The following is a 25649-nucleotide window of genomic DNA, read 5'->3' on the forward strand; positions in this document are numbered from 1 at the left end:
TAATTAAGCTCCAATTGAACTCTCACAATGGCTAAACGCAAGCGTTCTAATTCTCGCCCAGCAACTCAGCCACCTGTCACCAAAGAACCTCTCACGACTCAAAACCATGAGCACGATGAGCTGTGGCGACAAAGGCAATGGGTGAAGTTGTTTGCCGAAGTTACACTTAAAATCCGTCAGTCGTTGCAGTTCAAGGAAATCTTGCGGGCAACAGTAACAGAAGTACAGCGAATTTTGCAGGCTGATCGTGTACTCATTTATCAAGTTTTACCCAATGGCACAGGACGCGCCATTAGCGAAGCAGTTCTACCCGACTACCCCAAGATTCTCGATTTAGAATTTCCTGAAGAAGTCTTTCCAACTGAATATCAACAACTTTATGCTGAAGGACGAGTAAGGGCGATCGCAGATGTACATGATCCAAAGGCAGGATTATCAGAATGCTTAATAGAGTTTATTAATCAGTTTCATATCAAAGCCAAGTTGATTGTGCCAATTCTGCAAAATTTTAATTCCCATCAACAAAATGAAGCGCTTGCGCCTAACCAATTATGGGGATTAGTGATTGCTCACCATTGCGATCGACCTCACCATTGGGACGATTTTGAATTGGAGCTAATGCAACAACTTGCAGATCAGATCAGCATTGCCTTGGCTCAGGCACAGTTATTAGAACATTTAGAAGAAATAGTCGAAGTTCGCACTGCCGAATTGCAAGAAGTCAACCGTAGTCTTCAGCAGGAAATCAATGATCGGATGCAAGCTGAAGCCGCATTAAGACGAAGCGAAGAGCAGTTGCGCCTAATCACCAATGCTCTACCAGTGCTAATTGCCTATGTCGATCAACATCAACGCTATCGATTTAATAACAAAGCCTATGAAGACTGGCTAGGTCAATCACCAGACGATATTTATGGCAGTAAGATCAAAACCGTTTGGGGTATCGAATGCTATGAACGAATGAAAGTCTATGTAAAGTTAGCTCTAATGGGTCAGGCAATTACCTACGAAAATGAAATCACTTTAAAAGATGGTCTTCCCTGTTCAGTCAATGTTACCTATATTCCCCATCTGGATGAACAGAAAAAAGTCATCGGGTTCTTTGCGCTGACGAGTGACATTAGCGATCGCAAAGCGATCGAGCGCATGAAAGACGAGTTTATCGCTGTGGTCAGCCATGAATTACGCACGCCCTTAACATCTCTGCATAGTGCTTTAAAAATTTTGGCGACGGGACGCTTAGGAAGTCTGTCTAGGGATGGCAAACAAATGCTAGAGATCGCTGATGACAATACAGAGAGGTTGGTACGTTTAGTCAATAATGTCCTCGATTTGCAGCGGATTGAGTCAGGGGAAGTGAAAATGGAAAAGCAGATCTGCAATGTCTCGGCTTTAATGATCCAAGCAACGGAATCTATGCAACCAATGGCTCAACAGCAGGGTGTCGTTTTGGCAGTAAAGCCAATTGATATCAAGATTTTAGTTGATTCAGATTACATTGTTCAAGCTCTTACCAATCTCCTCAGCAATGCGATCAAGTTCTCAACAACTGATGGCACGGTTTGGCTAACCGCAGAGAGCAAATCGAATACAGAAGTACTATTTTCAGTTCGCGATCAAGGGCAAGGAATTCCATCGGATAAGCTAGAAAGCATTTTTGAAAGATTCCAGCAAGTGGATTCCTCAGATTCAAGGCGCAAGGGCGGAACGGGGTTAGGACTGACCATCTGCCGAAAGATCATTGAACAACATGAGGGCAAAATCTGGGCAGAAAGTACTCTCGGGGAAGGTAGTACTTTTTCGTTTACATTGCCATTATTGACCATATAAACGAACTATTTACGCCCAACCAACCTCATTCACCATAAGTAGCTAGGCATAATTAATTACATACCCAAACCCTTAAAGTTGAGCCCCTGCGGGGCTCAACTTTAAGGGTTTGGGTAATTTGCACAAGTACTTATTCACCATATACGAGTCTTTATAAAACTTTGGGCGCACAACTATGATCATTTGCGATCGCAACTGTATCCCCTGATGGCTTAATCAAAAATAATCCTTCCGATACTGTCTATAGCAAAAAAGAGTTAGCTAGTACAAACCAAAACCAGAAGATGAGTGGCGGCGCGAAGCGTCGCCACTCATCTTCTGGTTTTATGTCCTAAGCAAAGCTTACATTGCTATACACATCCGCCCTGATGGCACAAAAAGCACAAATGGATTCATAATGAAAATTACTGTTTATAGCTAACAGAGTGTCATGCCAACTAAACGGATTTTGATTGTTGATGATGAAGAAAGCATTCAAACTGTTGTACAGTTTGGTATTCAGATGGTCGCTGATTGGGATGTATTAATTGCGAGTTCGGGACCACAAGGGATTAAAACGGCTTGTGATCAAAGCCCTGATGCTATTTTGCTAGATGTGATGATGCCAGATATGGATGGTATTGCCACATTTAAGGCTCTTCAGGCCGATCCACAAACTGCCCAGATCCCTGTAATTTTCTTAACCGCCAAAGCCCAAACATCGGAGAGAAGGCAGTTTAATGATTTGGGGGTCAGTGGTGTGATTACAAAACCTTTTAATTCCCTTGATCTCCCTGATCAGATTGTAAAAATGCTGGATTGGGAAAAGCCATGAAAATATTACTAGTAGAAGATGATGATGTATTAATTGCCGTCCTAACTAAAAATCTAACCGAAAATCACTATATTGTGGATGTAGTCAAAGATGGGGAAATGGGTTGGACTTATGGTTCGACCTTTGATTATGACCTAATTATATTAGATATAGTTTTGCCAAAGCTTGACGGAATCAGCCTATGTCAACGCTTTCGTACTGAAGGATATACAACTCCAATTCTATTACTCACTTCACAAAATGCTAGCACTGCCAAGGTCAGCGGATTAGATGCGGGAGCCGATGACTATGTGGTTAAACCTTTTGATATTGCCGAATTAATTGCACGGATTCGAGCCTTACTGCGGCGAAGTAATGCAAGTTCTTTTCCTGTACTAGTTTGGGGAGATTTACTACTAAATCCTAGTACCTGCGAAGTTTCTTACAATGATCATTCACTGACACTCACGAATAAAGAATATGAGTTGCTAGAGCTTTTGCTGCGAGATAGTCAGCATTTACTCAGTGCCGATGAAATTCTCGATCGCCTCTGGTCTTCTGATGAGTTTCCCTCAGAAGCGACGGTGCGATCGCATATTCGGCGATTGCGTCATAAGTTGGTAGAGGCAGGTGCGCCTTCAGATTTTATTGCGACTGTTCATGGACGTGGCTATTACCTCAAAGCGCCAGATAAGTTGGCTGAGGTCGAAATACCAAGCGCAATTGAGTCTGCTAGTCCCAGTTTACTTAAGTTAGCCCAATCAAAGTCTCAAGATAATCAACAGAAGCAGTACTTAGAATTCTTAAACCAACTTTGGATAGACACCAAGCCAAAAAGTATTGAACAATTAGAAGTATTATTTCAAGCTGTCAGGAAATTACAATCTGGTGAACTGGCTCCACAATTACAAGCGCAGGCTCAACAAGTAGCTCACAAATTAGCTGGGACTTTGGGAACTCTTGGCTTGACGATCGCGATGCAATTGGCGCGTCAATTAGAAAATTTGCTCGCTAGCCAACCTTTACTAAAAAAACAACAGTTAGAAATTTTAGAGACCTTGGTAACTTCTTTAGAAGAGTCAATTCAAAATACGCATCTGATTCAAAGTGCTCCAATGGGAGCGATCGCTGATATATGCTCCTCAAAATTTGAGTTAGATCATTCTCAATTTGGAACCAAGGTGATGATTGTCGATGATGATGTCAATTGTTTGCGATCGCTACCTAAGCTCCTTAAGCCTTGGGGCTTTAAAGTAACGACCTTAGCCGATCCGCAGGAGTTTTGGACAGTGTTGCAATCAGTATTGCCTGATGTCTTGGTATTGGATATCAATATGCCTGAAATCAATGGATTTGAACTCTGCCAATCTCTAAGGAGCAATCTCGACTGGCAGCGTTTACCAGTTTTATTTCTAAGTGTGATGGCAGATGCAAATACTCAAAACCTCGCTTTTAGTGTGGGTGCAGATGACTATCTATGCAAACCAATCGTGGGCATCGATCTAGCAAGTCGGATTCATAATCGTCTGCAACGAGTTAAATCTTATCAAAACAGATAAATGGTTCACCAAGTGAACCATTTATAGCTATGCCCAATATTGGCAAGGAGGGCGAAGCCCTCCTTGCCAATATTGGGCTTTTAATTGCACATATTTTGCACGAAAAATCAGTCATGGTCAGACAATAAATACTTTTTTTAATTCACATATATTGAGATAGAAATCGCATGACTCAAGCCACACAAGCGTCGCTGCGAGAGCAACAGTATCCCCTCATTCACGATTTAGCTAATTGTATCGAATCTGTATGGCGGGAAAACTTAGATTTATCGGATTATCAAGTTCCAGAAGACCTCGGCTATGTTGAGGGTGCATTAGAAGGTGAACGCTTAGTAATTGAAAATCATTGCTACAGCACACCTCAATTTCGGAAGTTGCATTTAGAACTAGCCAGAGTTGGTAGTGGATTAGATATTCTGCACTGTGTGATGTTTCCTAATCCTGAATATGGCATTCCCATTTTCGGAGCCGATTTAGTCGGAGGACGTGGAAGTATTAGTGCCGCGATCGCAGATTTATCTCCCGTGCATCCTGAACGCGCATTACCTCGTAGCTACCACAACGCTTTGTCGAGTTTACCTGAGATGCATTTTGAGCAGACTCGTGAGCTACCCCAATGGGGCGATATCTTTTCAGATTTTTGTTTGTTTGTGCGTCCAATGGGCGATCGCGAGGAGGCTGCCTTTTTACAAAGAGTGCGTGATTATTTGACTTTGCATTGTCAGCTAGCGGTGGCAACTGAGCCGTTAACGACTTCTGTGGAAATCGATCAAATTTTGGCGGGTCAGCGCTATTACTGCGAGAAGCAACAGCAAAATGATAAAACGCGCCGTGTTCTCGAAAAGTCTTTTGGCACAGAATGGACTGAGCGCTACATGACGACAATGCTGTTTGATTTTGCCGCCTAAATCTAGAGCTTAGCTATCAACAATTTTGCAGCAATAAATTTGGAGAGAAGTAATAAATACTTCTCTCTTTTTTGTTTTTAAAGCTGAGATTAAGATCCCCGAATTTTTGTGTGACTAGCAAAAACAGTCTGTAATTGCAAAGAAAAATTCGGGGATCTGGGAATTTCATAGCTATCAATCCGAGATCTAATTGTGCATTCTTAATGACGAGTTGCTCCCAAGAGATTCTGAAGAATAAGCAAGCGATCGCGCTGAAACACAAATAATTGTTAAGCAGATTATGTCGCAATGTTCTTAACAATTACCGATCTATCGGTTTGATTCTTAATTTCCGAAAGTGAAGTCACACCTCACAAACTGGCATTACGGGCAATTCCTATAAATGAGAATGGCTAAAAATATTAGTTTGTTATCAATCTTTATATTAAGAAATAAGATCAAATAAAACGAATACTTTACAATTACAAATTAGGTAGAAATCCCTAGAGCGATTGGCTGATAAAGGCTTGCAGAACTCCTCCAAATTTTAAATTAATTCCATAAACAACACTTCTTGGTTTGCACAAAATCTGCACAAATTAGTTGTTTTAATCAATTCAATCCCAAAGCCATTGAACGACTGAACTGGAAACAGTTAAGGTTTAGCTCTCTTAAGTAAATTGAATAGATTGGTTATCATTTAATTCAATTAAGACTTAGGAATCTATATATCTTGAAGATATTTTTTGCAGATATAAATTGCAATTTGATATCACAAAGTAATAGATAGGGTTGGGAGTCATAACAAAACTTATATATTAAACAAGGAGATTCTTTAGAATGCTAGATGCTTTTACTAAAGTAGTTGCCCAAGCCGACACTCGTGGTGCTTTTGTATCTGATTCACAAGTTGACGCACTAAAGCAATTGGTTGCTGATGGAACCAAGCGTTTGGACGTAGTTAACCGCATTACCGCAAGCTCTTCATCCATCGTCACCGACGCAGCTCGTGCTTTGTTTGAAGATCAGCCTCAATTGATCGCTCCTGGTGGAAATGCATACACCCATCGTCGTATCGCTGCATGTATGCGCGACATGGACATCATCCTTCGCTATGTAACCTACGCAGTATTCTCTGGCGATGCTAGCGTTTTGGAAGATCGTTGCCTCAATGGTTTGCGTGAAACCTACAGTGCATTGGGCGTTCCTGGTGGATCCGTAGCAGTTGGCATCGAAAAAATGAAAGCAGCAGCGATCGCACTTGCTAACGATCCTAATGGCGTAACCCGTGGTGATTGCAGCGCTTTGATGTCTGAACTCGCTGGCTACTTCGACAAAGCAGCAGCAGCAGTAGGCTAATCATTAATTTCTTAAATTAATTTTTCCTTTGTCTTTTTTTCCTTTTCAAAAAATCTCATATAAATTCCTAGAGGTACATTAAGTATGAAAACTCCTTTAACAGAAGCCGTCTCTACAGCCGATTCACAAGGTCGCTATCTTGGCGTTCCTGAAATGCAAGCTGCATTTGGTCGTTTACGCACAGCGGCTGCTAGCCTTGATGCTGCTAAAGGATTGAGCGCTAAAGCTTCCAGCTTGGCCGAAGGTGCAGCAAATGCTGTTTACCAAAAATATCCCTACACCACCCAACAGTCTGGCAACAACTTCGCTTCCACCCCTCGCGGTAAAGCAAAGTGCGTTCGTGACATCGGCTACTATGTCCGCATGATCACCTACTGCTTGATTGCTGGTAGCACTGGTCCTATGGATGACTATCTAGTAAGTGGTTTGACCGAAATCAACCGTGCATTCGATCTTTCTCCTAGCTGGTATGTTGAAGCTTTGAAATCAATCAAGGCTAATCATGGCTTGAGCGGAGATGCAGCTTTGGAAGCTAATTCCTACATCGACTATGCAATCAATGCACTAAGCTAATCGGTTTTCTTCTAGTGATAATGATTGGCAGCACTTCGCTTCGCCGATCATTATCCTAAAATGTTAAAGCATATGAAAACCCCGAAAACGGTAAGTACGCCCTGCGGGGAGTACTTACCGTTTTCTTTTTAAAAAAAATTGTTAAAAAAATTTGGGAGCTTAAATATGACAAGTTCTTCGGCAGCAACCCGTTTAGGGTTCGAGCCTTTTGTAAATACTTCTCCTGTGGAGTTGCGGGCTAACTGGACTGGAGCTGATGTTATCGCCGTAATTACTGCGGCTAATCGGCAGGTTTTTGGTAACGATCATTTGATGGCATCAGAGCGCCTAGTTGGTGCTGAGTCTTTACTTGCTAGTGGCAGTATCTCGGTACGCGATTTTGTCCGTGCTTTAGCTCAGTCAGACTTGTATCGGACAAAGTTCTTTTCCACAGTTCCAAATACTCGTTTTATTGAATTGAACTTCAAACATCTTTTGGGACGCGCTCCCAATGATGAAGCCGAGATCTCAGAACATCTCGATCGCTACATTGAACATGGATATGAAGCAGAAATCAATTCATACATTGATTCGGCTGAATATCAAGATAATTTTGGCGAGTCGATTGTTCCCTATTTCCGTGGGTTTGCATACCAAACTGGACAGAGAACCGTAGGGTTTACTCGCATGTTCCAGATTTATCGTGGCTATGCCAATAGCGATCGCACTCAATCCAAAAACAAATCAACTTGGCTAAATGAGGAGCTCGCACAGAATGCAGCTAATCCAATTCGTACGCCCCACTATGGACAAGCACTAACTGGTACTACTGGTGATGATCGCGGGCAAATGTATCGTGTACGCGCTATCCAAGCCGATAACGGACGGACTACCCAAATTCGCCGTAGTGTTAGTGAGTACGTGGTTTCCTATGACCAACTTTCACCAACTCTACAAAGGTTGAATAAACGTGGAAGCCGCATTACGCAGATCTCTCTAGCTTAATGTATTAACGTAATTTGTTAAAATTACTGCAAAGAGGTAATTTTAACAAATTGCGTTTGATTTCAATGTGCCTAAATATTAAAGGAGAATAAAATATAGTGATTACCAATGCTGCTTCCCGTTTGGGAATTTCTGCTTATAGCGATAGCAGTCCAACAGAACTCCGTCCTAATTGGACACCAGAAAATGCCAAGATTGTTATTAATGCTGTCTATCGCCATGTGTTGGGCAATGACTACATCATGGCATCAGAGCGTTTAACCGCCCTTGAGTCCCTGTTAAATAATGGTCAAATCACCGTTCGTGAATTTGTGCGTGGAGTAGCGAAGTCGGAATTGTACAAAAACAAGTTTCTCTATCCTAACTTTCATACCCGAGTGATTGAGTTGAACTTCAAGCATCTATTAGGACGAGCTCCTTATAATGAAGCTGAAGTAATCGAGCATCTAAATCGCTATCAAAACGAAGGCTATGACGCTGATGTCGATTCTTATATTGATTCAGCCGAATACGAAGCTAATTTTGGAGATTCGACCGTACCTTACTATCGCGGTTTCGAGAACAAAGTTGGCGATCAAACCACTGGCTTTACCAGAATGTTCCAACTCTATCGTGGCTACGCCAATAGCGATCGCTCTCAAATTGGTGGAAATGCTTCTAGATTAGCTGCTGAACTCGCTCAAAACAGTGCTTCTGCGATCGTTGGAGCTTCTGGCAGCAACGATGGCTGGGCTTACCGCTCGGCAAAGGGGGCAATGGCTACTCGTGCTTTTGGTCGCTCTTCTACAGGTTCAGGCGATCGCCTTTACCGTATCGAAGTGGCAGCAGTTTCTCTCCCTAGATATCCTAAAGTGCGCCGTAGTAACCGCGAGTACATCGTGTCCTATGAGCAGTTGAATAGCACTTTGCAACGCATCAATAAAATGGGTGGCAAGGTTGCCAGTGTAACGACTGTTTAAACTACCTTATTTTTTGTTTGCACATGAGTGTGTACTCATGTGCAAACAAAAAATAATCCTATTGGTTTTGAGTTTTCATATAGTATGTGTATCTACAAGGTGCGCATATTAATCAATTTCAACCATCTATATATTGAAAATTTGTTTTTATGATACCTCCAACTTCAACTTCAGATACTCGTTTCTTTGTTTACGAGGTCGCAGGTCTTAATCGCTATCAGCAACCTGACAACACTAATTATGTTATCCGCCCTAGTGATAATGTTTTTATGCAAGTTCCTTATAATCGCATGAATGAAAAAATGCGTAGTATCACTCGCATGGGTGGCACAATTGTGAGCATTCGTCCTCTCAATGAGCATTTGTCAGAAGGCTAGTAATTTATAGCTCTTTTGGGTTTTGAGCAAAAAGTGCCAAAATCCCCAACAATAAAGGCAGCGCTAAGCGCTGCCTTTATTGTTGGGGATTTTATTTTAAACTCAACACAAAAAACTTAATTTGGGTAACTAAACCAATTACCACAAAGCAGGAACAGGACGCGATGGTACTGTTGGCTCAAATCTAGGCGTAGGAACCGCAGCAGCAGGTTCTTCAGGAGCAGCACAAGCATTAAAACCTTCACTCAGCAAAGATGAGCAATAAGGACTTGGCAAATCACGAGTGCGAATAGTCGCATCGCTAAGAGTTTGCAAGTCAATCATTTCTCGATTCATCGCTCGAAAAGCGTTAGATTGACGCTCAATCCATTGATCCCTAAAGGGTGATTGAATATAAGCGTTAGGCAAATTAGGATCAGAGGTCATATCCAAAACTTTGTTCTGTGCCTGAGGATAGGTAGCAGGAAAGTTTCGAGGAAATTGCTCTTGATCCGTAAATGTGGGGTCAGCTAAAGCAGCACCACTAGCCAGCAGCGTCGAAGCTGCAACTAATGATGAGGCAAGCCACGAGAACTTAGTACTCATATAAATATGCATCCTCACAGTTGGACGCTGACTAATGTAGCAGATCCAGTCATAAATTGACTGGTTTTAGAAAATTGGGCGTATGTGTTAAGCGATCGCTATACACTACAAAAGTATTTATAAGCTCAACAAAAAAATCAAAATTGTGGAACATCCAAATCGTGAAAAGTTACTGGAACTATTTTGCCGTCTTGCTTACAAGAGTGGAGACTTCACCCTATCTTCTGGGCAAAAAAGCACCTATTACATTAATGGAAAGTTAGTCACACTGCATCCATTTGGGAGTTTATGGACTGGACAAGTGTTATTGGAGATGTTGCCAGTAGGAACAGGCGCAGTCGCAGGGCTGACATTAGGTGCTGACCCAATCGTCAGCGCGGTAAGTGTCGTCTCAGCCTATGAAAACAAGCCAATTCCTGCGTTGATTATTCGGAAGCAACCGAAAGGGCATGGGACAGCAGCATGGATTGAGGGGCCAGAGCTTGCGCCAAATACAAATGTAGTAGTACTAGAGGATGTAGTCACCACGGGGCAGTCAGCGTTATTTGCAGTTGAAAAGTTACGTGATGCAGGTTATACAGTAACCCATGTATTAACGCTAGTCGATCGCCAACAGGGTGGAGCTGAGCTTTATGCCAAAGAGGGGTTAAAGTTTGGCGCAGTATTTGATATTAGCGAAATTCAGAGTTACGCGAAGGTACTGTAATTAGAACGTTTGGCGCTCAACATAAAACACAAAAATATGGCGGTGGGATTAGCCCGCCGCCATATTTTTGCGATCGATTATTTTGTACAAGCCCTTATACCAATTCACTGAAGTAAGCCATCACTTCAATGAATTTAAAAACAAACCCAGTAAGGTTTTGAGATTGAAGAAATGGCGTTGCCATTTCTTCAATTGGTATTAGTTACTTTTGAGATTTTGTAATATCTAAATTAAGAAATGGAACTGCACCATTTCCTCCCAATACTTGGGGAAACTTGCCATCCCATTTTTCGATCGCTTGTTTCTGTAACAACTCTGATGTCAGTGTTTCACGCAAAAGTCGCTGTGCTTCGGCTTGTCCCTTAGCGCGGTTGATCGTGGCTTCAGCTTCTTGTTCGGCTTCTCTAGCAATATATACGGCTCGCTGAGCACGTTGCTCGGCAATTTGCTTTTCTTCTACCGCTTTAGAAAACTCAGTCGAGAAATTTAAATCAACGACACTGGTATCTAAAACAATAATGCCGTACTTACTTAAGCGCTGACTCAAAGCTTCATCAAAATCTAGCTTTAGTTCATCACGCTTAGTGATCGCCTCTTCGACGGTGCGTCTTGCTGCGGCGACCTTAAAAGATTCTTGAGTTTGCGGTGCGATAATTTTGGAAACAATATTTTGCAAAGTACCTTGAGTACGACGAATAGTCACGACTTCAATCGGATCAAGACGAAAGTTAATCGCAAAACTTGCCGTAAGCTGTTGCAAATCCTTAGTCGAGCTTTGAGCTGGGACTTCAAACTTCTGCACAGTCAAGTCATAAACATCGACTTGAGAAATTACAGGCGGCTTAAAATGAACTCCTTCGAGCAATACTCCATCTTTGGCTTTTCCCAATATGCTCAAAACGCCTGCTTCGCCAGGATTGATAATTATAAATGAATTAAAACTGATAACCGCTAGAATTCCTACTATGGCAACTAGGACTAAGGATTGCCAGCTAGTTTCTTGGTCTTGCATTACTTTTTCCTATGATCTGTGGCTTTCGATCATATCTCATTATAAAAATTGGTTTTGTTGAAAGTACGTCGCAGCAGCAATTCTCATTATAAAAATTGGTTTTGATGAAAGTCCGCCGCTGGCGGACTTTCATCAAAACCAATTTTGTTGTTAGCAGCGCCGAAGGCGCTGCTAACAACAAAATTGGTTTTGTTATTGCTTACAGATTTGCTTTTGCTCTAGAGGTAATGTTGGCGTAGATTCAAGATAGTGATCAAGTAAATTACAACCTCGTTGGACTAATTCATTAAAATTTAATGTCTCCGCATTCCATAATTTAAGGGTATTGTCTCGACTCGCTGAAACAATATTTTTGCTATCAGGGCTATAGGTTAGAGCATAAGCCTCTGCTGTATGTCCAGATAGAATTTTGAGTAACTTGCCACTAGCACGATCCATGATTTTGATAGTTTTATCCGCATTTGCCGTAGCGATCGCCTTACCATCGGGACTAAAAGTCATCCCATAGATCCAAGAATCAGCCGTAACCATGATCACTTGTTCCAGAACGCCTGTTTGAGCATTCCACAATTTTAATTTGCCATCCTTACCAGCCGATCCAATTTGTTTACCATCTGGGCTATAGGCAACCGCCAGACCTCCATTGCTATGTGCTTCCATCGTATGGATATTCTGACCATTGTTCACATTCCAAATTTTCACGGTTTGATCATTACTTGTCGAGGCTAGGGACTGGCTATCAGGGCTAAAGGCGATCGACCAGACAGTCCCTGTATGTCCTTCCAACACATGCAAAAGTTGCGGATTGTCATCATCATTCCATTTCCATAGTTTAATTTTTTTATCCCATCCAAGGGTCGCTAAAATCTTTTGATCTGGGCTAAAGGTGGCATAGATCAACTTCGCTCCATGAATATTGAGCGAATGCAATAGCTTGCCTGTGGCACTATTCCAAATCTTTACGGTTTGATCATCACTTGCCGTGACTAGCTTCGTTCCATCATTATTAAAACTCACCCCATAGACTGTATCTTCATGCCCTTTGAGTTCCTGCCTGTAAGTTCCATCAGCATTCCAAAGACGTACAGTCTTATCAACACTGCCAGAAGCAAACATTTTCCCGTCAGGATTAAAAGCAACTGACCAAATACTACTTTTATGTCCATACAAAGTATTGAGTAATGTAGCTTTGAGATCCCAGAGCCGCACTGTGCGATCTTTACTAGCTGATAGAAGATATTGACCATCAGGACTAAAGTTAACGTCAAAGATGCCATCGGTATGTCCACCTAGCTTCATTTCTAATGTTCCATCAGAGTTGAGGATTTGGATCGAACTATCTTGAGAACCAAGCGCAATCCGAACGCCATCGGCACTGAAATTTAAGCTCAACACATCAGTTGACGTTCCTTTCAATGCCCGCACAAATTGAATTTGACGATTCTGATCCTTAATTTGCCATAGCTTCACGGTTTCATCTCTACCCGAAGTTAACAGTTGTTGACCATCAGGATGAAACTTCACACTGAAAAGTTCTTGATCATGGGCGATCGCACTTGTGAGTAAGTTACCTTGCAAATCCCAGAGTGCGATCGTGGTGTTTTTAGCCGTCACAATCAAGTTGCCATCGGGGCTAAAACTTGTATCTTGAATAGACCCTGCTTCTTTCTCAGAAGATTTATTGCCAACATTTTTAGGGTTTAATGTCAGCATCTCAATGCCGCGATCGCTATCCCAAAGTTTTACTGTGCCATCCTTACTGCCAGTCAGTAATCTTTTACCATCAGGATGAAAGTTTACCCTCAATATGTCATCTTGGTGGGCATAGAACTTGCTAATCAACTTACCAGACTCAGTATCCCAAATCCGCACACTTTTGCCTTGCCCTGTGGATGCAATTTTTTTGCCATCAGGGCTAAAACTTAAACCTCGAATATCCCTTGCGTGCAAACCAACTAACTGCGTGATCAATTTACCATTACGTTGATATAGATATACGCTTCCATCAAAACTACCAAGGGAAAGAATATTACCGTCAGGACTAAATTTCGCAGCATAAAATGGAGCATCTCTTTTTTTAGAAAAAAACCGATAGCGCTCACGGATGTTATAGACAATGGTTTGCAGATTTTCAAAGGTTGACTGGGTAATTCTAGTTTTATCAGTTCCTTCATCCGTATATTTTAACTTTTTCGCAGATTGGACAATTGTCGCTAGTGATTCCAATTGGCGATTGAGCAAAAAGCTGGAGTTTGCTGAAGAAATCAAAGCTTCAATTTCACCAAACTCCGCAAGTTGACGCTGACGATTTGCTTGAAAGGCTAAACCTGCCATTACAAATAAGCCCAGAACTGTTCCCACTAAGGCAAACTTAGTAAGACGACTAAGGTTAGCTTGGCTACGCTGAGCCGAGAATTGAACTTTACGCAACTCATTTAGTAAGCCCGTTTCTTGATTAGCCCGAATAAATGAAACTAGGTAGTCATGGACAAGTTGATAGCGATTGCTCGGCACTTCAGGCAATTGGAAGATTAAACCTGACCCAATTAAAATCTCTAAAACTAGATCAAGATCTTCAGTATTGCTTGAGTAAGACAGTAGCCCTGTTCGCAACTCATTGTGAGTAAGCAATGGGCGCTTACCTTGCTCATCAGTGAGCAAAATCAATACCTGTTGAGCAATAAAGGACGCATTACCACAAGCTTGTATTACCTCTTCGACTGATTGCTCAACAAGGCGTTGTTTAGATCCCGCCGCCTGATAAGCCGAGAGGGTGGTGATATTACGATCTTGAAGTTGAGAGCCAACTAGTTGTAGTTCGATCGGGCGCACAGATCCGCGATCGCCTGCGAGATCGCGCACCAACGCATCCACAAGAATCGGCTCAAGCGGAAAATTGGCATGTTCAGTAAGATTTTCGATCAGCGATTTAGCGTCAGAGGGGGAAAGATTCCCTAATGCATAACGAAAATTACGGCTTAAGATATCAACTTCTGGATAGGCTGCCTCTAGTTCTAAGAGCAAATAGAGATAGTCTTCACGGAGTGAAATTACTATTTTTAGTAAGGGAATTTTTAGGCAATTTTGCCAAAAGTCAATAAAAACTTGCCTTTCTTGTGGTTGAGGACAAGTAGAAAAGAATTCTTCAAATTGGTCAAAAATTAAAACAACCTGAGTACCATTTGCTGATAATTGTCTAAGTTTGTACAATAGATTGAGAACATCGCGATCGCCATTTTTACGGCGCTCGATCAATCCATTCGATAGCGTATCGACCTTACTCGAAACATTTGCATCAGGACTGAGGTTGGGATAAATGGCAAGAGAGATCGCATTGATCCAATTGGTATAAACATGAATCTCGATCGGTAATAAATCTTGACCTGAGAGCGATCGCTGCAATAGTGCAGGAATCAGTCCAGCGTTGACCAATGAACTTTTGCCAACTCCTGACTCGCCATGAATTACGGTTAACTGATGCTCAATTGAGAGAATCCTTTCCACTAAGCGCTCCACATCTTGAGTCCGCCCCGATGCTGCGATCTCACCTGCATTAACATCAACCCTTCTCGCATCTAGCTCGGCAATACTGGAATTAGGAGAAAGTTGTTTCGGTTGCAAAGTACCAGCTCCGACAAAGGCTCTCAGTCCATATTGCTGCTCTAGAGAACGCTGTCTTTGCTTTGCTTTAAAGGCTTGGAGATAACGCCCTTGGGCAAAAGCAATATCATGAAAAGTATCAAGGAAACGAATATAAAGCTTTGGTTCATCATTAATATCAAAGCTAGCAATGGTTGATTCAATTACATTTGAAGCAAGTTCTAGTTCTTTAAGCTGAAGATAGCTCTGGGTGAGTAAGAGTTGGTATTGACCTTGCTGAATATGGCGCATCCGCAACCAATTCTGGGGCAGGCTTTCTTCATTAAAATCAGGAACTTGATCTAACGTGGCAAGTGCTTTGGATGCATAATTTTTAACTTGCTGCCACAATCCTCTTTCGACAGCAATTTTGGCTAAGTATCCATAATCTTGAGCAAGTTCAAGAGGGCTCTGCTGATGCAGTAGCAACAATGACTCAATCCATATTTTTAGTTCTTGCCATTGCTTAAGTTGTTCGAGGACACCACTATAGGCTCGGCTATATTTAGCAATTAAGTCAAACTGATTTTCTTGCTTAAAAGCAGCGATCGCTTCTTGAAAAAAATGTTTGGCTTTGTGCCAAGAATCTTGAGTCTGTCGCCCATTCACAAAGGAGTTATGCCACCACAAATTCCCTAAATAAAATAAAACAATCCCACTCTCGATCAGGCGATCGGCTTTTTGCCAATAGGCCAGACTGCACTGATAATAGATTTGAGAAACACTATGTACTTCACCCTGAGATTCTTCATAAACATCACTAGCCATTGCTTCCTCTGTTCGCCACAATAACCTCCCAAGAGCAAAGTCTAATTTTGCTTCTAATTCTAGAGAAATTTCTTGAGCATTTTTGTACTGAGAAATTCTCAGTTCGCGTCTTGCTAATTCTAGTTCACTATAGGAGAATGCTTCACTATCAGCATCGATTTTGGTGTCTTGCCAAAACAAGGGAATTTGAGGATCTCTGGCAATCTCAAACAATCGATCTACTTGTTGATGAACTTCTGCATCTAGTTGTTCATGACTCAATCCAAATTTGATCGGTGGCGCTGCCAAATTTGCCAGTTCAGGAGCTTTAATCCACAATTGTTGAATCTCACGATCATTCAGCCACAATACCAATGGAAAGTTAATTTGCTGCTTGAGGCGATCGCGAAATAGATTAGCTTCTAAAAATAAATCTTCTAAATGTTCGGGTCTAGTTTGCTCTAAGCCCAAACACATCAAGGCAGATATATGCTCAGTCTGACCATCACGCCAAAGATTTTGCCCAAAACCTTGCAATTTACTATAGAGAGTCTCAGGGGCTTCCTGCCACCAAAGCTCACGATAAGTAGAGCCTGTTTTTGAGCTTAATGATCTCAAAAGTTTTTGTCTAAGACTGCGGTAATTACAGTTAACAATAATCAGCGAAAAAGAGCCCTGAAATAGATTGATCGCTCTAGCTAATGTCTCTAGCGATCGCCCATTGAGAGAATGTGCGTCTTCCACTTGTTTGATCGACTGTTCGATCTGAATCACTTGTCTCGTTTTACCGCGATTACAATACTGTCATTTATACAGACATACTACTACAGACATAGTTGCCACTGAAACTCACAAGATTAGAAGCGCTGCAAAGCGCTTCTAATCTTGTGAGTAAAAAACGCTACAATTGTTAAAAATTGTAAAGACTTTTACGATTTTTAACAATTTTCCCATCTAAAATTACTCCAAATCTATGACTGAATTTGCTACTAAACTCGTTGAGTCACTCCAGCCAATTTCCGATCGATTTAAATCCCTCAATGTGCCAGAACCAGTCACCCATTGGGGACATCCATTTTTTATGGGGATCGTCATTGTGGCTATGGGATCTTTTGTGGCAATTTCAGGATGGCGCAGCCGCACTACCGCAGATCCTGAAGTTGCAACCAAAAACAGAGCCGATCATCGTAAGGTTGCACCGCTCATGACCGTATTCTTGGCTACAGGCTACACAGGCGGATTGCTGTCCCTTGTCATGCAAGGGAAACCACTGCTAGAGAGTCCCCATTTCATTACAGGCTCAGTGGTATTAACTTTGCTAGCGATCAATGGCGCAATTTCACTCACTGGTTTTGGTGGTAATCAGCCATTGCTTCGCAATGCTCATGCCTATCTAGGTAGTGCGATCGTGCTGCTTTTAGTTGCCCATGCCTTTCTAGGACTGAAGCTCGGTCTTTCTATATAACTGATGTTACGTAGAACGAAGATGTCAAACCTCTGCGTAACATGAGTAAATTACCCAAACTTGTAAAGTTTGGGTTTGATCGAAAACTGCTTTAAGACCAAAGATGTACCGCTTCGCGATACATCTTTGGTTTTAATTGCTATACAAGCCTAGATGGGTTAGTATTTGCGATAACTAAGCACACCTTACCGCCTTAACACGCGATCGCCGAATATGGAAAACTGGGAGTTTTTGCTACAACGCAAAGGTGACAAGTCCTGGTTGCCCTTAGAATCTCCAACTGTAGAGATCTTGGAAGGGCAGTACCGACTTGCTGCACGCTCTGCTTTAGCAAATGCGCTAGTTGGGATTGCGATCGCCTATCGCCCTCTCGCAGATGTGCGGCATCAACCCCTGCAACAAAAAATTGCCAAACGTATCAGTCATGATGGGTTGCTGATCGTCATGCCTTACACCAACTTTGTACCAGGGATATGGCAGATTGATTGCATAGCTACAGAATCTGACCGAGAATCTGGCTCAGAATCAGCTAACACCAACTTAATCCCTGCATGGAAAAAAACAGTAAAGTTTGATGTAATTCAAATCTCTGCAGAAGCTAGCTTCGACTGGCAATATAACGAAGTTGAAGAAGATTTAGAAACGCCTACCGAACTTGCCAATGAATCACATACTAATGCATTAGGAATCATCCAAACTGAGCCAACCCCTCTAATTTATAGCTCACCAATTCTTGATATTGCTGAGCAAAGATCAACTGAACTCGTCGAATCGATGTTTGAGGAGTTTGCACTCTTTAATGATGAGGACGAAGAAGAAGTTGATGGTGATTCTCAAGATCTAGAATCAGAAACAGAATCTCTGGGCGATCGCCCTAATCTAATAGGACAGGTAGAAGCATATGGCTCAAACGTTTTAACAGACGGAGATGCACCACCACGTATTTTATTACGTTTAAAGCAGCCTCAATATATTCTTAATGAAGACAATAGCTTCAATCTCACAGGAGAAGTCTATGCTCAAGGGGAAATCGAGGTGAGTCTCAAAGATCCACAGACCCTTGATATCGTCGTAAATCAACGCTTCGTGATCGCTAATTCTAGCGATCGCAATCCAGCAACTGGCGCAACGTCCTTCACTTATCAGATCATTGTGCCGCCACCTTCAGAGATACAAGTTCTGATTGGTGAAGTACAAATCCATCCCCAGCAAGACTTTCAACAGGATAGCGATTTGTATGTGACGCAACAAGCGATCGCGGTTTCCTATCCTGCTTCACGAGTTCTGCCCGAACTCATTAAAGAAGCCCAGAAATATTCTCCCCAAGAACCAACTCTCAGTTCTCAAAACACAGAAACATCTAGCAATCAGCCTAGTTACCAACAATTTCCACAGAGTTTTCCACAGGTATCAGCACCAACAGAAAATCAACCTAGAAGTCTATCAACAAAGCCAAAGCCAGCCAATTCACTTAGTCTTCCACCTATACCTTCTAACAAGACTAAAGCTAATCAGGGAGAGGAATTAAAACAACAAATACCTACCAATTCTTTGTCATTACCACCTTTACCATCTCTACAAAATAGGACTATTAATCAAGCTTATAATCCCCCTAATTCTGAAATAACCGATGATTATTCTCAAAGTTTTCCACAGGAAGACGCAGACAGTCCGCAGGAAATCGAGTCGGGATTTAATCTAACAAATATTGGTGATTTAGCTGATAGCGATCGCCAAATTCCATCAAACTCTGAAGAAGAACCAGAGCTACTTTACAGTTTTGAAGAAGAACTTCCCCAAAACTACGAAGAGCTTCTAGAAAATCTGCCAAGTCCTCATATTCAGTCTTCCCGTAATCGGAGCAATAGTTTTCTCAATAAGCTACAAACTCTATCTGCCGATGCGATCGCTGTCCAAAAAGCCAACCAACGCACCGAAGAGCTATTGCTTGACACCTTTGCTCCCAGAGATCCTTTGCTAGCAGATGATTTACCAAGTGCTTCTACTAGTGCCATTGATCTCGACAACCCCGAACAACCTCCCCGAACGATCACTGAGGCTACCAGCCTTGCAGAACTAGATCTCGAACTTGATGTTGAGCTTGATCGGTTACTAACACCTGAATCTGATTTAATTCTAAATGAATATGTTTGGGAAGACCCCATTGATTCCAACACTTTCCCAATTAGCACTGTGTCAAGCCAAAATTCCACTGCTGCCACTTTGTCTGAGACTGCCCAAACTATCCGCAATATTCAAGAATCTTCACCACAGGCTTTATCGGATCAAGAGCCAATTCCCATCCCTGAAATCATTATTCCTACAGGTGAGCTAATTTCAGGAACACCGATGCTAGTAACCGTACGATTACCTGCGCTTGCTCCTAAATTCTTTGTAAAATTCTGGATCAAAGATTTGCAAACGCGGATGATTGTCGATGGGCCACGTTGGCTATTAGATTTTAGTACTGTTCCCAATGCCGAGTATATCGAAACTCGCACGAACATCTCGATTCCGCTCAGTAGTATTGATGTTTCTTTTGAAGCGATCGCGATCGAAGCCCAAACCCAACGCGAAAGTCATAAAGTGAGGGTCACTCGCGCCGTTACTCCACCCAACTTGGCTCAAGACAAAGATTTTGATGATCCATAAAAAGGCTGGATTTGCACTAAGGGACTTACACAAAATAATCGATCCCCAAAATATAGCGGCGGGCGCAGCCCGCCGCTATATTTTGGGGTTTTATAAGGATCATTTTTTCTTTGGAGTTCCCTAAACTCAAAAAGAAAGAGCCGATGCAAAGCATCGGCTCTTTCTTTTTGAGTTTAAGGTTGGCTTTGCAACCAGTAATAGGTTGCCATTGGTAACAGCGTTGCCAAAACCAGCAAAATAATAACCACCACATTCGAGGAACTTGACTCAGTTTCCTCTCTAGTAGCATAGTTACTTGTCTCAGTCTCTTCCACAGCTAATAGAGGCGCACCAGGGTCAGGGTTGCCCTTCAGAACTGTTTCAAGACGTGCAATTCCCTCATTTATAGCTTGATTATAGTTTGCCTTACGCGCAGGATAGAGCATCGTCTCATCAGCAATACTATTGGCAATGCTATCAGGTAAGACTTCCTTTACCTTTGTGCCAGTCTGAATGGCGGTACGATGGTCTTCTGTAGCCATAAATAGTAATACTTGATTAGCTTTCTCTGCTTCAGAAGGGAACCATTTATCAAATAATTCCGCCGTGAATTCTGATGCAGGTTGTCCTAGATCAATACGGCGAATTGCCACAACATGAACTTCGATGCCCGTCAATTCTGCTAATTTCTCAGCTTTGCTGACGATCGCACTTTTAGTCGAAGTACTTAATACCTCAGAATCATCAATCACCCAAGTCTGATCAGTCAGCGTCTTAATTTCGGCTAAGTCTGGAATATCGGATACTTGCAAAGCCCAGACATTACCAGTCAATAAATTAAAGCTAATTAGTAATGCGATCGCCCCAAAACATAGGCGGTAAAATAAATTTTTAAGCACAATTTTAAACACAATTTTTAAAACTAATTTTTAAAACTCAATTCAAGCAATTTCACTTTTCATCACTATATCAATCTGCAAGGAATCGTAGAGAAAATTTGGAGATCGTCTTTAGCAACAACAAATTATCTTCAGCAATATTTCCGATTTCGCGGGGCAAAAAAAAGCTTTCAAGATCACTAATCAAGTCCCAACCAAAAAAATTACAAAAACAGCAAAAGCATCATAACCCTTAATAAATTCTTGTTATTTAAGTATTATTAAGATTTCACCAATAAATTCCAAAAGAGTTTTCTATGAACATTCTGGGTATAAATCTGTTGATAAACATATATGTTTATTTTGAGCCTGTGGATAACCTGTGGATAACTAGAGCCTTTCTGTGGAAAAGCTGGCAATATCTGGGGAAAACTTTTAAATAAATGTGGAAAACTTTTACTAGGTATTTATACCCTGTGGAAAACTAGCCACTTTATCCACAGGGTTTTCCACAGGCAAAAACAGCTAGAAGTACTGTTGTATATAGTTTTCTTAGAGTTTTCCACATTTTCCACAGCCCCTACTACTACTATTAAAGATTTTTTATTCTTTAGATAGTAATAATTAGAGCAAGTGAAAAAAATATGAGAATATAAATTTGGATTTTGGTATTGTAAAAAATTCCAACGATGGTATGATTGGCTTCCACAAATCAAAAAATCAAGAGTAAAAAGCTTTTCAGAAAAATTTTCTAAAGTAAAATTTTGTTTAAAGTCTGCTCTCAACAAATATCTGCAAAGTGATTTTAAATACATTTGCTTTTTATTAAATCTTAAAACCTCAAAAAATCCTCAAATTTTGGAATCTTCTAGAATTTCCCCTCACAAGCCTTACCTGCATTTTTTAGAATCTAATTTATTCAAAATTTAGTCTTGCCTCGTCGATATCACCACTCAGTTTAGAAATTAGAAAATTCCTGTCAAACTATGCGACTAGTCTGTCCCCAAAACCAACTCGCTGCTAATCTTGCCCTTGTCGGTCGTGCGGTCGCATCTCGTCCCACTCATCCAATTCTGGCAAATATCCGATTAGATGCTGATGGCTCGAATCAAAGTCTTGGCATGACTGCTTTCGATCTCAATCTGGGTATTCAGGTCTCGTTTCCTGCTCAAGTTGTAGAGGCGGGATCGATTACCCTGCCTGCAAAGTTACTTAACGATATTGTGTCGCGTCTCCCCGATGAAGACATCACAATCACTGTGGACAAGGACAACACGATGGTATCGATTGTCTGTGGATCTGGTCGCTATCAAATGCATGGTTTGCCTGTAGAAGAGTTTCCTGAATTACCTCAAATTGGCGAAGATGGCGAAACTACCTATTTGCCAGTTGAGTCGATGCTGAGCGGTTTGTCATCAACCCTGTTTGCGACTTCTGCTGATGAGACCAAGCGGATTCTGACGGGTGTACATCTGACAGCTACTGCCGATCGCTTAGAGTTTGCGGCTACCGATGGACATCGCTTATCCGTGGTGCAGACAGGATTTTTGGATGCCGATGAGCCTCCTGTGACGGGGGATACAGTGACTACTAATCTGGAGGTGACGATTCCTGCTAGAGCTTTACGCGAGCTAGAACGAATGCTCAACCAACAAACAGAGGGGGCGATCGCAGTTAAGTTTGATCGTGCCAATATGATTTTCCAAAGTGCTAATCAAATCTTGATTTCTCGCTTGCTAGATGGTACTTATCCCAACTATCGCCAATTGATTCCCAGCCGCTTTGATCGTCAAGTTACAGTTGAGCGCAAATTGTTTTTATCGGCTCTAGAACGTATCGCTGTATTGGCTGACCAAAAAAATAACATTGTCAAAATTACAATTGACTCGACAGGGCAAGAAATTTCTCTCTCGGTTGAAGCGCCAGATGTTGCCGCTGGACGTGAATCTCTACCTGCTCAAGTTTCGGGTGAAGATGTGGAAATTGCTTTTAATGTCAAATATTTATTGGACGGATTAAAGGCTCTGCCGAGCAATGAAATTCAAATTCAAATGAACAATCCGACCAGCCCTGCGGTACTTGTACCAATTGGGGCAACCAAAATGACTTATTTGCTTATGCCTGTGCAAATTCGTAGCTAATTTCAAACCTACAGCAATTTGCTTTCAAACTCGCCACAAACAAGAATATATATAAGACAAATCAAAACCCAAGAATTGATTGGCGGCGCGAAGCGCCGCCAATCAATTCTTGGGTTTTATGTCCTAGTACACTTGGCGACAGCTATAAAACCCATTGCGAGGCTTCGCCCTTGTGACCCGTTTTATACCAATTCACAAAAGTGTGACAACACTTCTGTGAATTAAAAACCAAACCCTGTAAGGGTTTTAAAGACACAAAATGGCTGCGCCACTTTGTGTCTTGGTATTACTGTGAGTTTGAGCGATAACTGCTGTAATATTTGGTGCGATGAGCTTTGCCCACCGCACCAAATATTGGGGTTGAGAGTAAAAGCGATGTAAAGGCATCGCTTTACTTTCTCGGTTTTATGTCTTAACTTTACTGTCGATAGCTATATCTCAGAGAAAAATCCTGTAAACTTAGTTGAAGTATGGATTTCTTACCACTGCCTTCAACTCAACTGCCACCTAGCACCTATGCTGAGGTGAGACGGGCTAGCTCTAGCCAAACGTTGTCGTCCTCGTCAGCGTTTAATGGTCGTATTTCTAGATTGCCTACTGAATTGCCACTAGAGGTGCAATCTCAGCTAAAGCTTTTTTTAGATACCTTGCCAGATCCTGATGCGATCGCCCAGCAAGTCAGAGCAACTCTGATCTCCCAAGCTGGCCCGATCAAGCCAAATAGTTTACCGAAGCCCAAGCCTAGAGATAAGCCACGCCTACCCTTACCGCCGCGAGTGGGGGAAAAGTTAAATGTGGTTAGCGATCGTCAAGAATATGACGTTAATACTCAGGTGTTTGTCGCTGAAGGCAATGTGGTAATTAATTACAAAAAATCAGAACTTAAAGCTGATCGCGTCCAATTAAATACCAAAACGCAGGAAGTTGTTGCCGAAGGTAATGTGTTTTTTACACGCGGTGACCAAAAGATACGTGGTACAAAGCTTACTTATAATTACAGTAATGTTAAAGGCGATCTCCTTAATGCATCAGGTGCTGTTGACCTTGGCACTTTGCAAAGTTCTGAAGTATCTCGATCGCCGTCAGAACTTGCTACTAACTCGATCACCATATCTCCTATCGGCTCTGGAAACTCTTCTGAAGGACAAGTGCGCCGCATTGGATTTATTGCCGAGCGTTTAATAATTGATGGAGATACTTGGACTGCCGAAAATTTGCGGGTAACCAACGATCCGTTCTCTCCTCCTGAACTGGAACTTACTACCAGTAAAGCTACCTTAACCCCGATTTCACCAACGCAAAATCGTCTCGATCTGGAATCTCCACGCATTGTTTTTGATCAGGGATTTTCTCTGCCATTACCAGTCAATAGTATTACGCTTGATCGTTTTCAGCGCTTTGCCCCTGCTTTAGTTGGTTTTGACCGCCGCGATCGCGATGGTATTTTTTATCAACAAAGCTTTGATGTGATTACCCAATCCAACTTGAATTTCCAACTGTCCCCTCAATTGCTTCTACAGCGTGCTTTTTCCAGTCAGAATGGATTTTCTGGTGTCGATATTATTGGGGTTGTAGCTACCTTAAACGGAGCCTTTGATGATGGGTCAAGCTTATCTGCAAGAGCTAGTTTCGCTGGTTTAGATTTCTCTAAGATTGATTCCTTGTTGCGCTTTAATGCGAGCTATCAGATGCCAGTGTTTGGTAACCATACTTTACTTTCACAGTATGCTTTTCGCGATCGGGTATTCAATGGTTCGCTGGGTTTTCAGGATGTAAATAACATTTTGGGAACAACTTTGTTCTCTCCCAACTATGTTCTTGGAGATTCTCAAATTTCTTTTAGTTATCAAGCTTCTGCTCAACTCGTTGGGGCGGTACGAGATGATATCCAACCCAGCACAATCGGTTCATTAATTCGTGTGCAAGGTGCTGCTGTACTCAGCCGAGCTTTTCCCCTGCTAAGAGGTGAACCATTAGCAGCCGAAAAAGAAACGGGATTGCGCTTCTCTCCAAAACCAATTGTGCCGAGACTAGATGCTTTTTTGACCGCGCAGGGGGTAAATTCTTTCTACTCTAATGGAGCTAATCAAGCTGTTCTTTATGGAACTGTTGGCTTAGCTGCGGAGGTTGGACATTTTGCCAAAGACTTCCTTGACTATACAGGCTTAACCCTTAGCTATACTCAAGCATTTGCTAGCGGTAAATCGCCATTCTTATTTGACCGCGTTGCTGATACGCGATCGCTTACCGCAGGAATAGTTCAGCAAATCTACGGGCCGCTTCGCCTTGGCATTCAGCAGAGCTGGAGCTTGGATAGTGGAAATTTATTTGATTCTGTATATTCATTAGAATATGCAAGGCGTACCTATTCTGTAGTAGTTCGATATAATCCTAATCAAGGATTAGGGGAATTTCTAATACGGATTAGTGACTTTAACTGGACTCGCCCACCTTCTAATGTGACGAATGTTCAAAATGGAATAGAACAGCGTAATTAAAAAAGGCGGTGCAAAGCACCGCCTTT

The 25649-nt window shown here is 41.9% G+C and carries 18 protein-coding genes; 14 read left to right on the top strand and 4 right to left on the bottom strand.

Annotated elements, in window-relative coordinates:
- The first annotated feature begins 27 nt into the window (after window positions 1–27).
- The 9 genes from CQ839_RS04480 to CQ839_RS04520 all read left to right on the top strand — a co-directional run bounded on the left by CQ839_RS04480 (window position 28) and on the right by CQ839_RS04520 (window position 9321).
- Entirely contained in the window at window positions 28–1830 is a 1803-nt protein-coding gene (locus CQ839_RS04480) for an ATP-binding protein (RefSeq protein ID WP_103667077.1), read from the top strand.
- A 430-nt stretch (window positions 1831–2260) separates the two neighbouring features.
- Window positions 2261–2644 (top strand): response regulator, encoded by a 384-nt coding sequence (locus tag CQ839_RS04485; RefSeq protein WP_103667078.1) that lies wholly within the window; start codon window positions 2261–2263, stop codon window positions 2642–2644.
- Window positions 2641–4182 (top strand): response regulator, encoded by a 1542-nt coding sequence (locus tag CQ839_RS04490; RefSeq protein WP_103667079.1) that lies wholly within the window; start codon window positions 2641–2643, stop codon window positions 4180–4182. The genes CQ839_RS04485 and CQ839_RS04490 overlap by 4 nt, the downstream gene beginning before the upstream one ends.
- A gap of 167 nt (window positions 4183–4349) precedes the next feature.
- Window positions 4350–5090 (top strand): phycocyanobilin:ferredoxin oxidoreductase, encoded by a 741-nt coding sequence (locus CQ839_RS04495; protein ID WP_103667080.1) that lies wholly within the window; start codon window positions 4350–4352, stop codon window positions 5088–5090.
- Between the two features lie 819 nt (window positions 5091–5909).
- Window positions 5910–6428: a phycocyanin subunit beta gene (locus CQ839_RS04500; protein WP_103667081.1), complete on the top strand. Its 519-nt coding sequence runs from the start codon at window positions 5910–5912 to the stop codon at window positions 6426–6428.
- An 84-nt stretch (window positions 6429–6512) separates the two neighbouring features.
- Entirely contained in the window at window positions 6513–7001 is a 489-nt protein-coding gene (gene cpcA / locus CQ839_RS04505) for a phycocyanin subunit alpha (protein WP_103667082.1), read from the top strand.
- A gap of 165 nt (window positions 7002–7166) precedes the next feature.
- Window positions 7167–7985, top strand: coding sequence for a phycobilisome linker polypeptide (locus CQ839_RS04510; RefSeq protein ID WP_103667083.1), 819 nt, complete (start codon window positions 7167–7169; stop codon window positions 7983–7985).
- 95 nt (window positions 7986–8080) lie between these two features.
- On the top strand, window positions 8081–8944 hold the full coding sequence (locus CQ839_RS04515; RefSeq protein WP_103667084.1) for a phycobilisome linker polypeptide: 864 nt from the start codon (window positions 8081–8083) through the stop codon (window positions 8942–8944).
- A 149-nt stretch (window positions 8945–9093) separates the two neighbouring features.
- A complete protein-coding gene (locus CQ839_RS04520; RefSeq protein WP_103667085.1) occupies window positions 9094–9321 on the top strand; it encodes a phycobilisome linker polypeptide in 228 nt (75 codons plus the stop codon).
- A 138-nt stretch (window positions 9322–9459) separates the two neighbouring features.
- Here CQ839_RS04520 and CQ839_RS04525 read toward each other — a convergent pair whose 3' ends face one another.
- Complete coding sequence (locus CQ839_RS04525; RefSeq protein WP_103667086.1) at window positions 9460–9906, bottom strand: hypothetical protein; 447 nt, start codon at window positions 9904–9906, stop codon at window positions 9460–9462.
- A gap of 145 nt (window positions 9907–10051) precedes the next feature.
- On the opposite strand from CQ839_RS04525, the gene pyrE reads away from it, so the two are divergent.
- On the top strand, window positions 10052–10612 hold the full coding sequence (gene pyrE / locus CQ839_RS04530; RefSeq protein WP_103667087.1) for an orotate phosphoribosyltransferase: 561 nt from the start codon (window positions 10052–10054) through the stop codon (window positions 10610–10612).
- A 202-nt stretch (window positions 10613–10814) separates the two neighbouring features.
- Here the strand turns inward: pyrE and CQ839_RS04535 are convergent, their stop codons facing one another.
- Complete coding sequence (locus CQ839_RS04535; RefSeq protein WP_103667088.1) at window positions 10815–11624, bottom strand: prohibitin family protein; 810 nt, start codon at window positions 11622–11624, stop codon at window positions 10815–10817.
- A gap of 192 nt (window positions 11625–11816) precedes the next feature.
- Complete coding sequence (locus CQ839_RS04540; RefSeq protein WP_103667089.1) at window positions 11817–16784, bottom strand: WD40 repeat domain-containing protein; 4968 nt, start codon at window positions 16782–16784, stop codon at window positions 11817–11819.
- A gap of 199 nt (window positions 16785–16983) precedes the next feature.
- Here CQ839_RS04540 and CQ839_RS04545 point away from each other — a divergent pair, with 199 nt between their 5' ends.
- Complete coding sequence (locus CQ839_RS04545; protein WP_103667090.1) at window positions 16984–17475, top strand: DUF4079 domain-containing protein; 492 nt, start codon at window positions 16984–16986, stop codon at window positions 17473–17475.
- Between the two features lie 213 nt (window positions 17476–17688).
- Entirely contained in the window at window positions 17689–20127 is a 2439-nt protein-coding gene (locus CQ839_RS04550) for a hypothetical protein (protein WP_103667091.1), read from the top strand.
- A gap of 173 nt (window positions 20128–20300) precedes the next feature.
- On the opposite strand, the gene psb32 is transcribed toward CQ839_RS04550, so the two are convergent.
- Window positions 20301–21005, bottom strand: coding sequence for a photosystem II repair protein Psb32 (psb32, locus tag CQ839_RS04555; RefSeq protein WP_258040623.1), 705 nt, complete (start codon window positions 21003–21005; stop codon window positions 20301–20303).
- A gap of 965 nt (window positions 21006–21970) precedes the next feature.
- On the opposite strand from psb32, the gene dnaN reads away from it, so the two are divergent.
- Window positions 21971–23125, top strand: coding sequence for a DNA polymerase III subunit beta (gene dnaN / locus CQ839_RS04560; RefSeq protein WP_103667093.1), 1155 nt, complete (start codon window positions 21971–21973; stop codon window positions 23123–23125).
- Between the two features lie 470 nt (window positions 23126–23595).
- The gene (locus CQ839_RS04570; RefSeq protein ID WP_103667095.1) at window positions 23596–25623 is read left to right on the top strand and encodes a DUF3769 domain-containing protein; all 2028 of its coding nucleotides are present in this window, start codon (window positions 23596–23598) and stop codon (window positions 25621–25623) included.
- Window positions 25624–25649 lie beyond the last annotated feature (26 nt).

The sequence above is a fragment of the Pseudanabaena sp. BC1403 genome (assembly GCF_002914585.1).
Taxonomy (GTDB): domain Bacteria; phylum Cyanobacteriota; class Cyanobacteriia; order Pseudanabaenales; family Pseudanabaenaceae; genus Pseudanabaena.

Coding starts and splice junctions, on each gene's coding strand:
- CQ839_RS04485 (WP_103667078.1), top strand. CDS start 2,261: ATGCCAACTAAACGGATTTTGATTGTTGATGATGAAGAAAGCATTCAA.
- CQ839_RS04495 (WP_103667080.1), top strand. CDS start 4,350: ATGACTCAAGCCACACAAGCGTCGCTGCGAGAGCAACAGTATCCCCTC.
- CQ839_RS04525 (WP_103667086.1), bottom strand. CDS start 9,906: ATGAGTACTAAGTTCTCGTGGCTTGCCTCATCATTAGTTGCAGCTTCG.
- CQ839_RS04500 (WP_103667081.1), top strand. CDS start 5,910: ATGCTAGATGCTTTTACTAAAGTAGTTGCCCAAGCCGACACTCGTGGT.
- CQ839_RS04535 (WP_103667088.1), bottom strand. CDS start 11,624: ATGCAAGACCAAGAAACTAGCTGGCAATCCTTAGTCCTAGTTGCCATA.
- CQ839_RS04480 (WP_103667077.1), top strand. CDS start 28: ATGGCTAAACGCAAGCGTTCTAATTCTCGCCCAGCAACTCAGCCACCT.
- cpcA (WP_103667082.1), top strand. CDS start 6,513: ATGAAAACTCCTTTAACAGAAGCCGTCTCTACAGCCGATTCACAAGGT.
- CQ839_RS04490 (WP_103667079.1), top strand. CDS start 2,641: ATGAAAATATTACTAGTAGAAGATGATGATGTATTAATTGCCGTCCTA.
- CQ839_RS04510 (WP_103667083.1), top strand. CDS start 7,167: ATGACAAGTTCTTCGGCAGCAACCCGTTTAGGGTTCGAGCCTTTTGTA.
- CQ839_RS04520 (WP_103667085.1), top strand. CDS start 9,094: ATGATACCTCCAACTTCAACTTCAGATACTCGTTTCTTTGTTTACGAG.
- CQ839_RS04550 (WP_103667091.1), top strand. CDS start 17,689: ATGGAAAACTGGGAGTTTTTGCTACAACGCAAAGGTGACAAGTCCTGG.
- dnaN (WP_103667093.1), top strand. CDS start 21,971: ATGCGACTAGTCTGTCCCCAAAACCAACTCGCTGCTAATCTTGCCCTT.
- CQ839_RS04545 (WP_103667090.1), top strand. CDS start 16,984: ATGACTGAATTTGCTACTAAACTCGTTGAGTCACTCCAGCCAATTTCC.
- CQ839_RS04570 (WP_103667095.1), top strand. CDS start 23,596: ATGGATTTCTTACCACTGCCTTCAACTCAACTGCCACCTAGCACCTAT.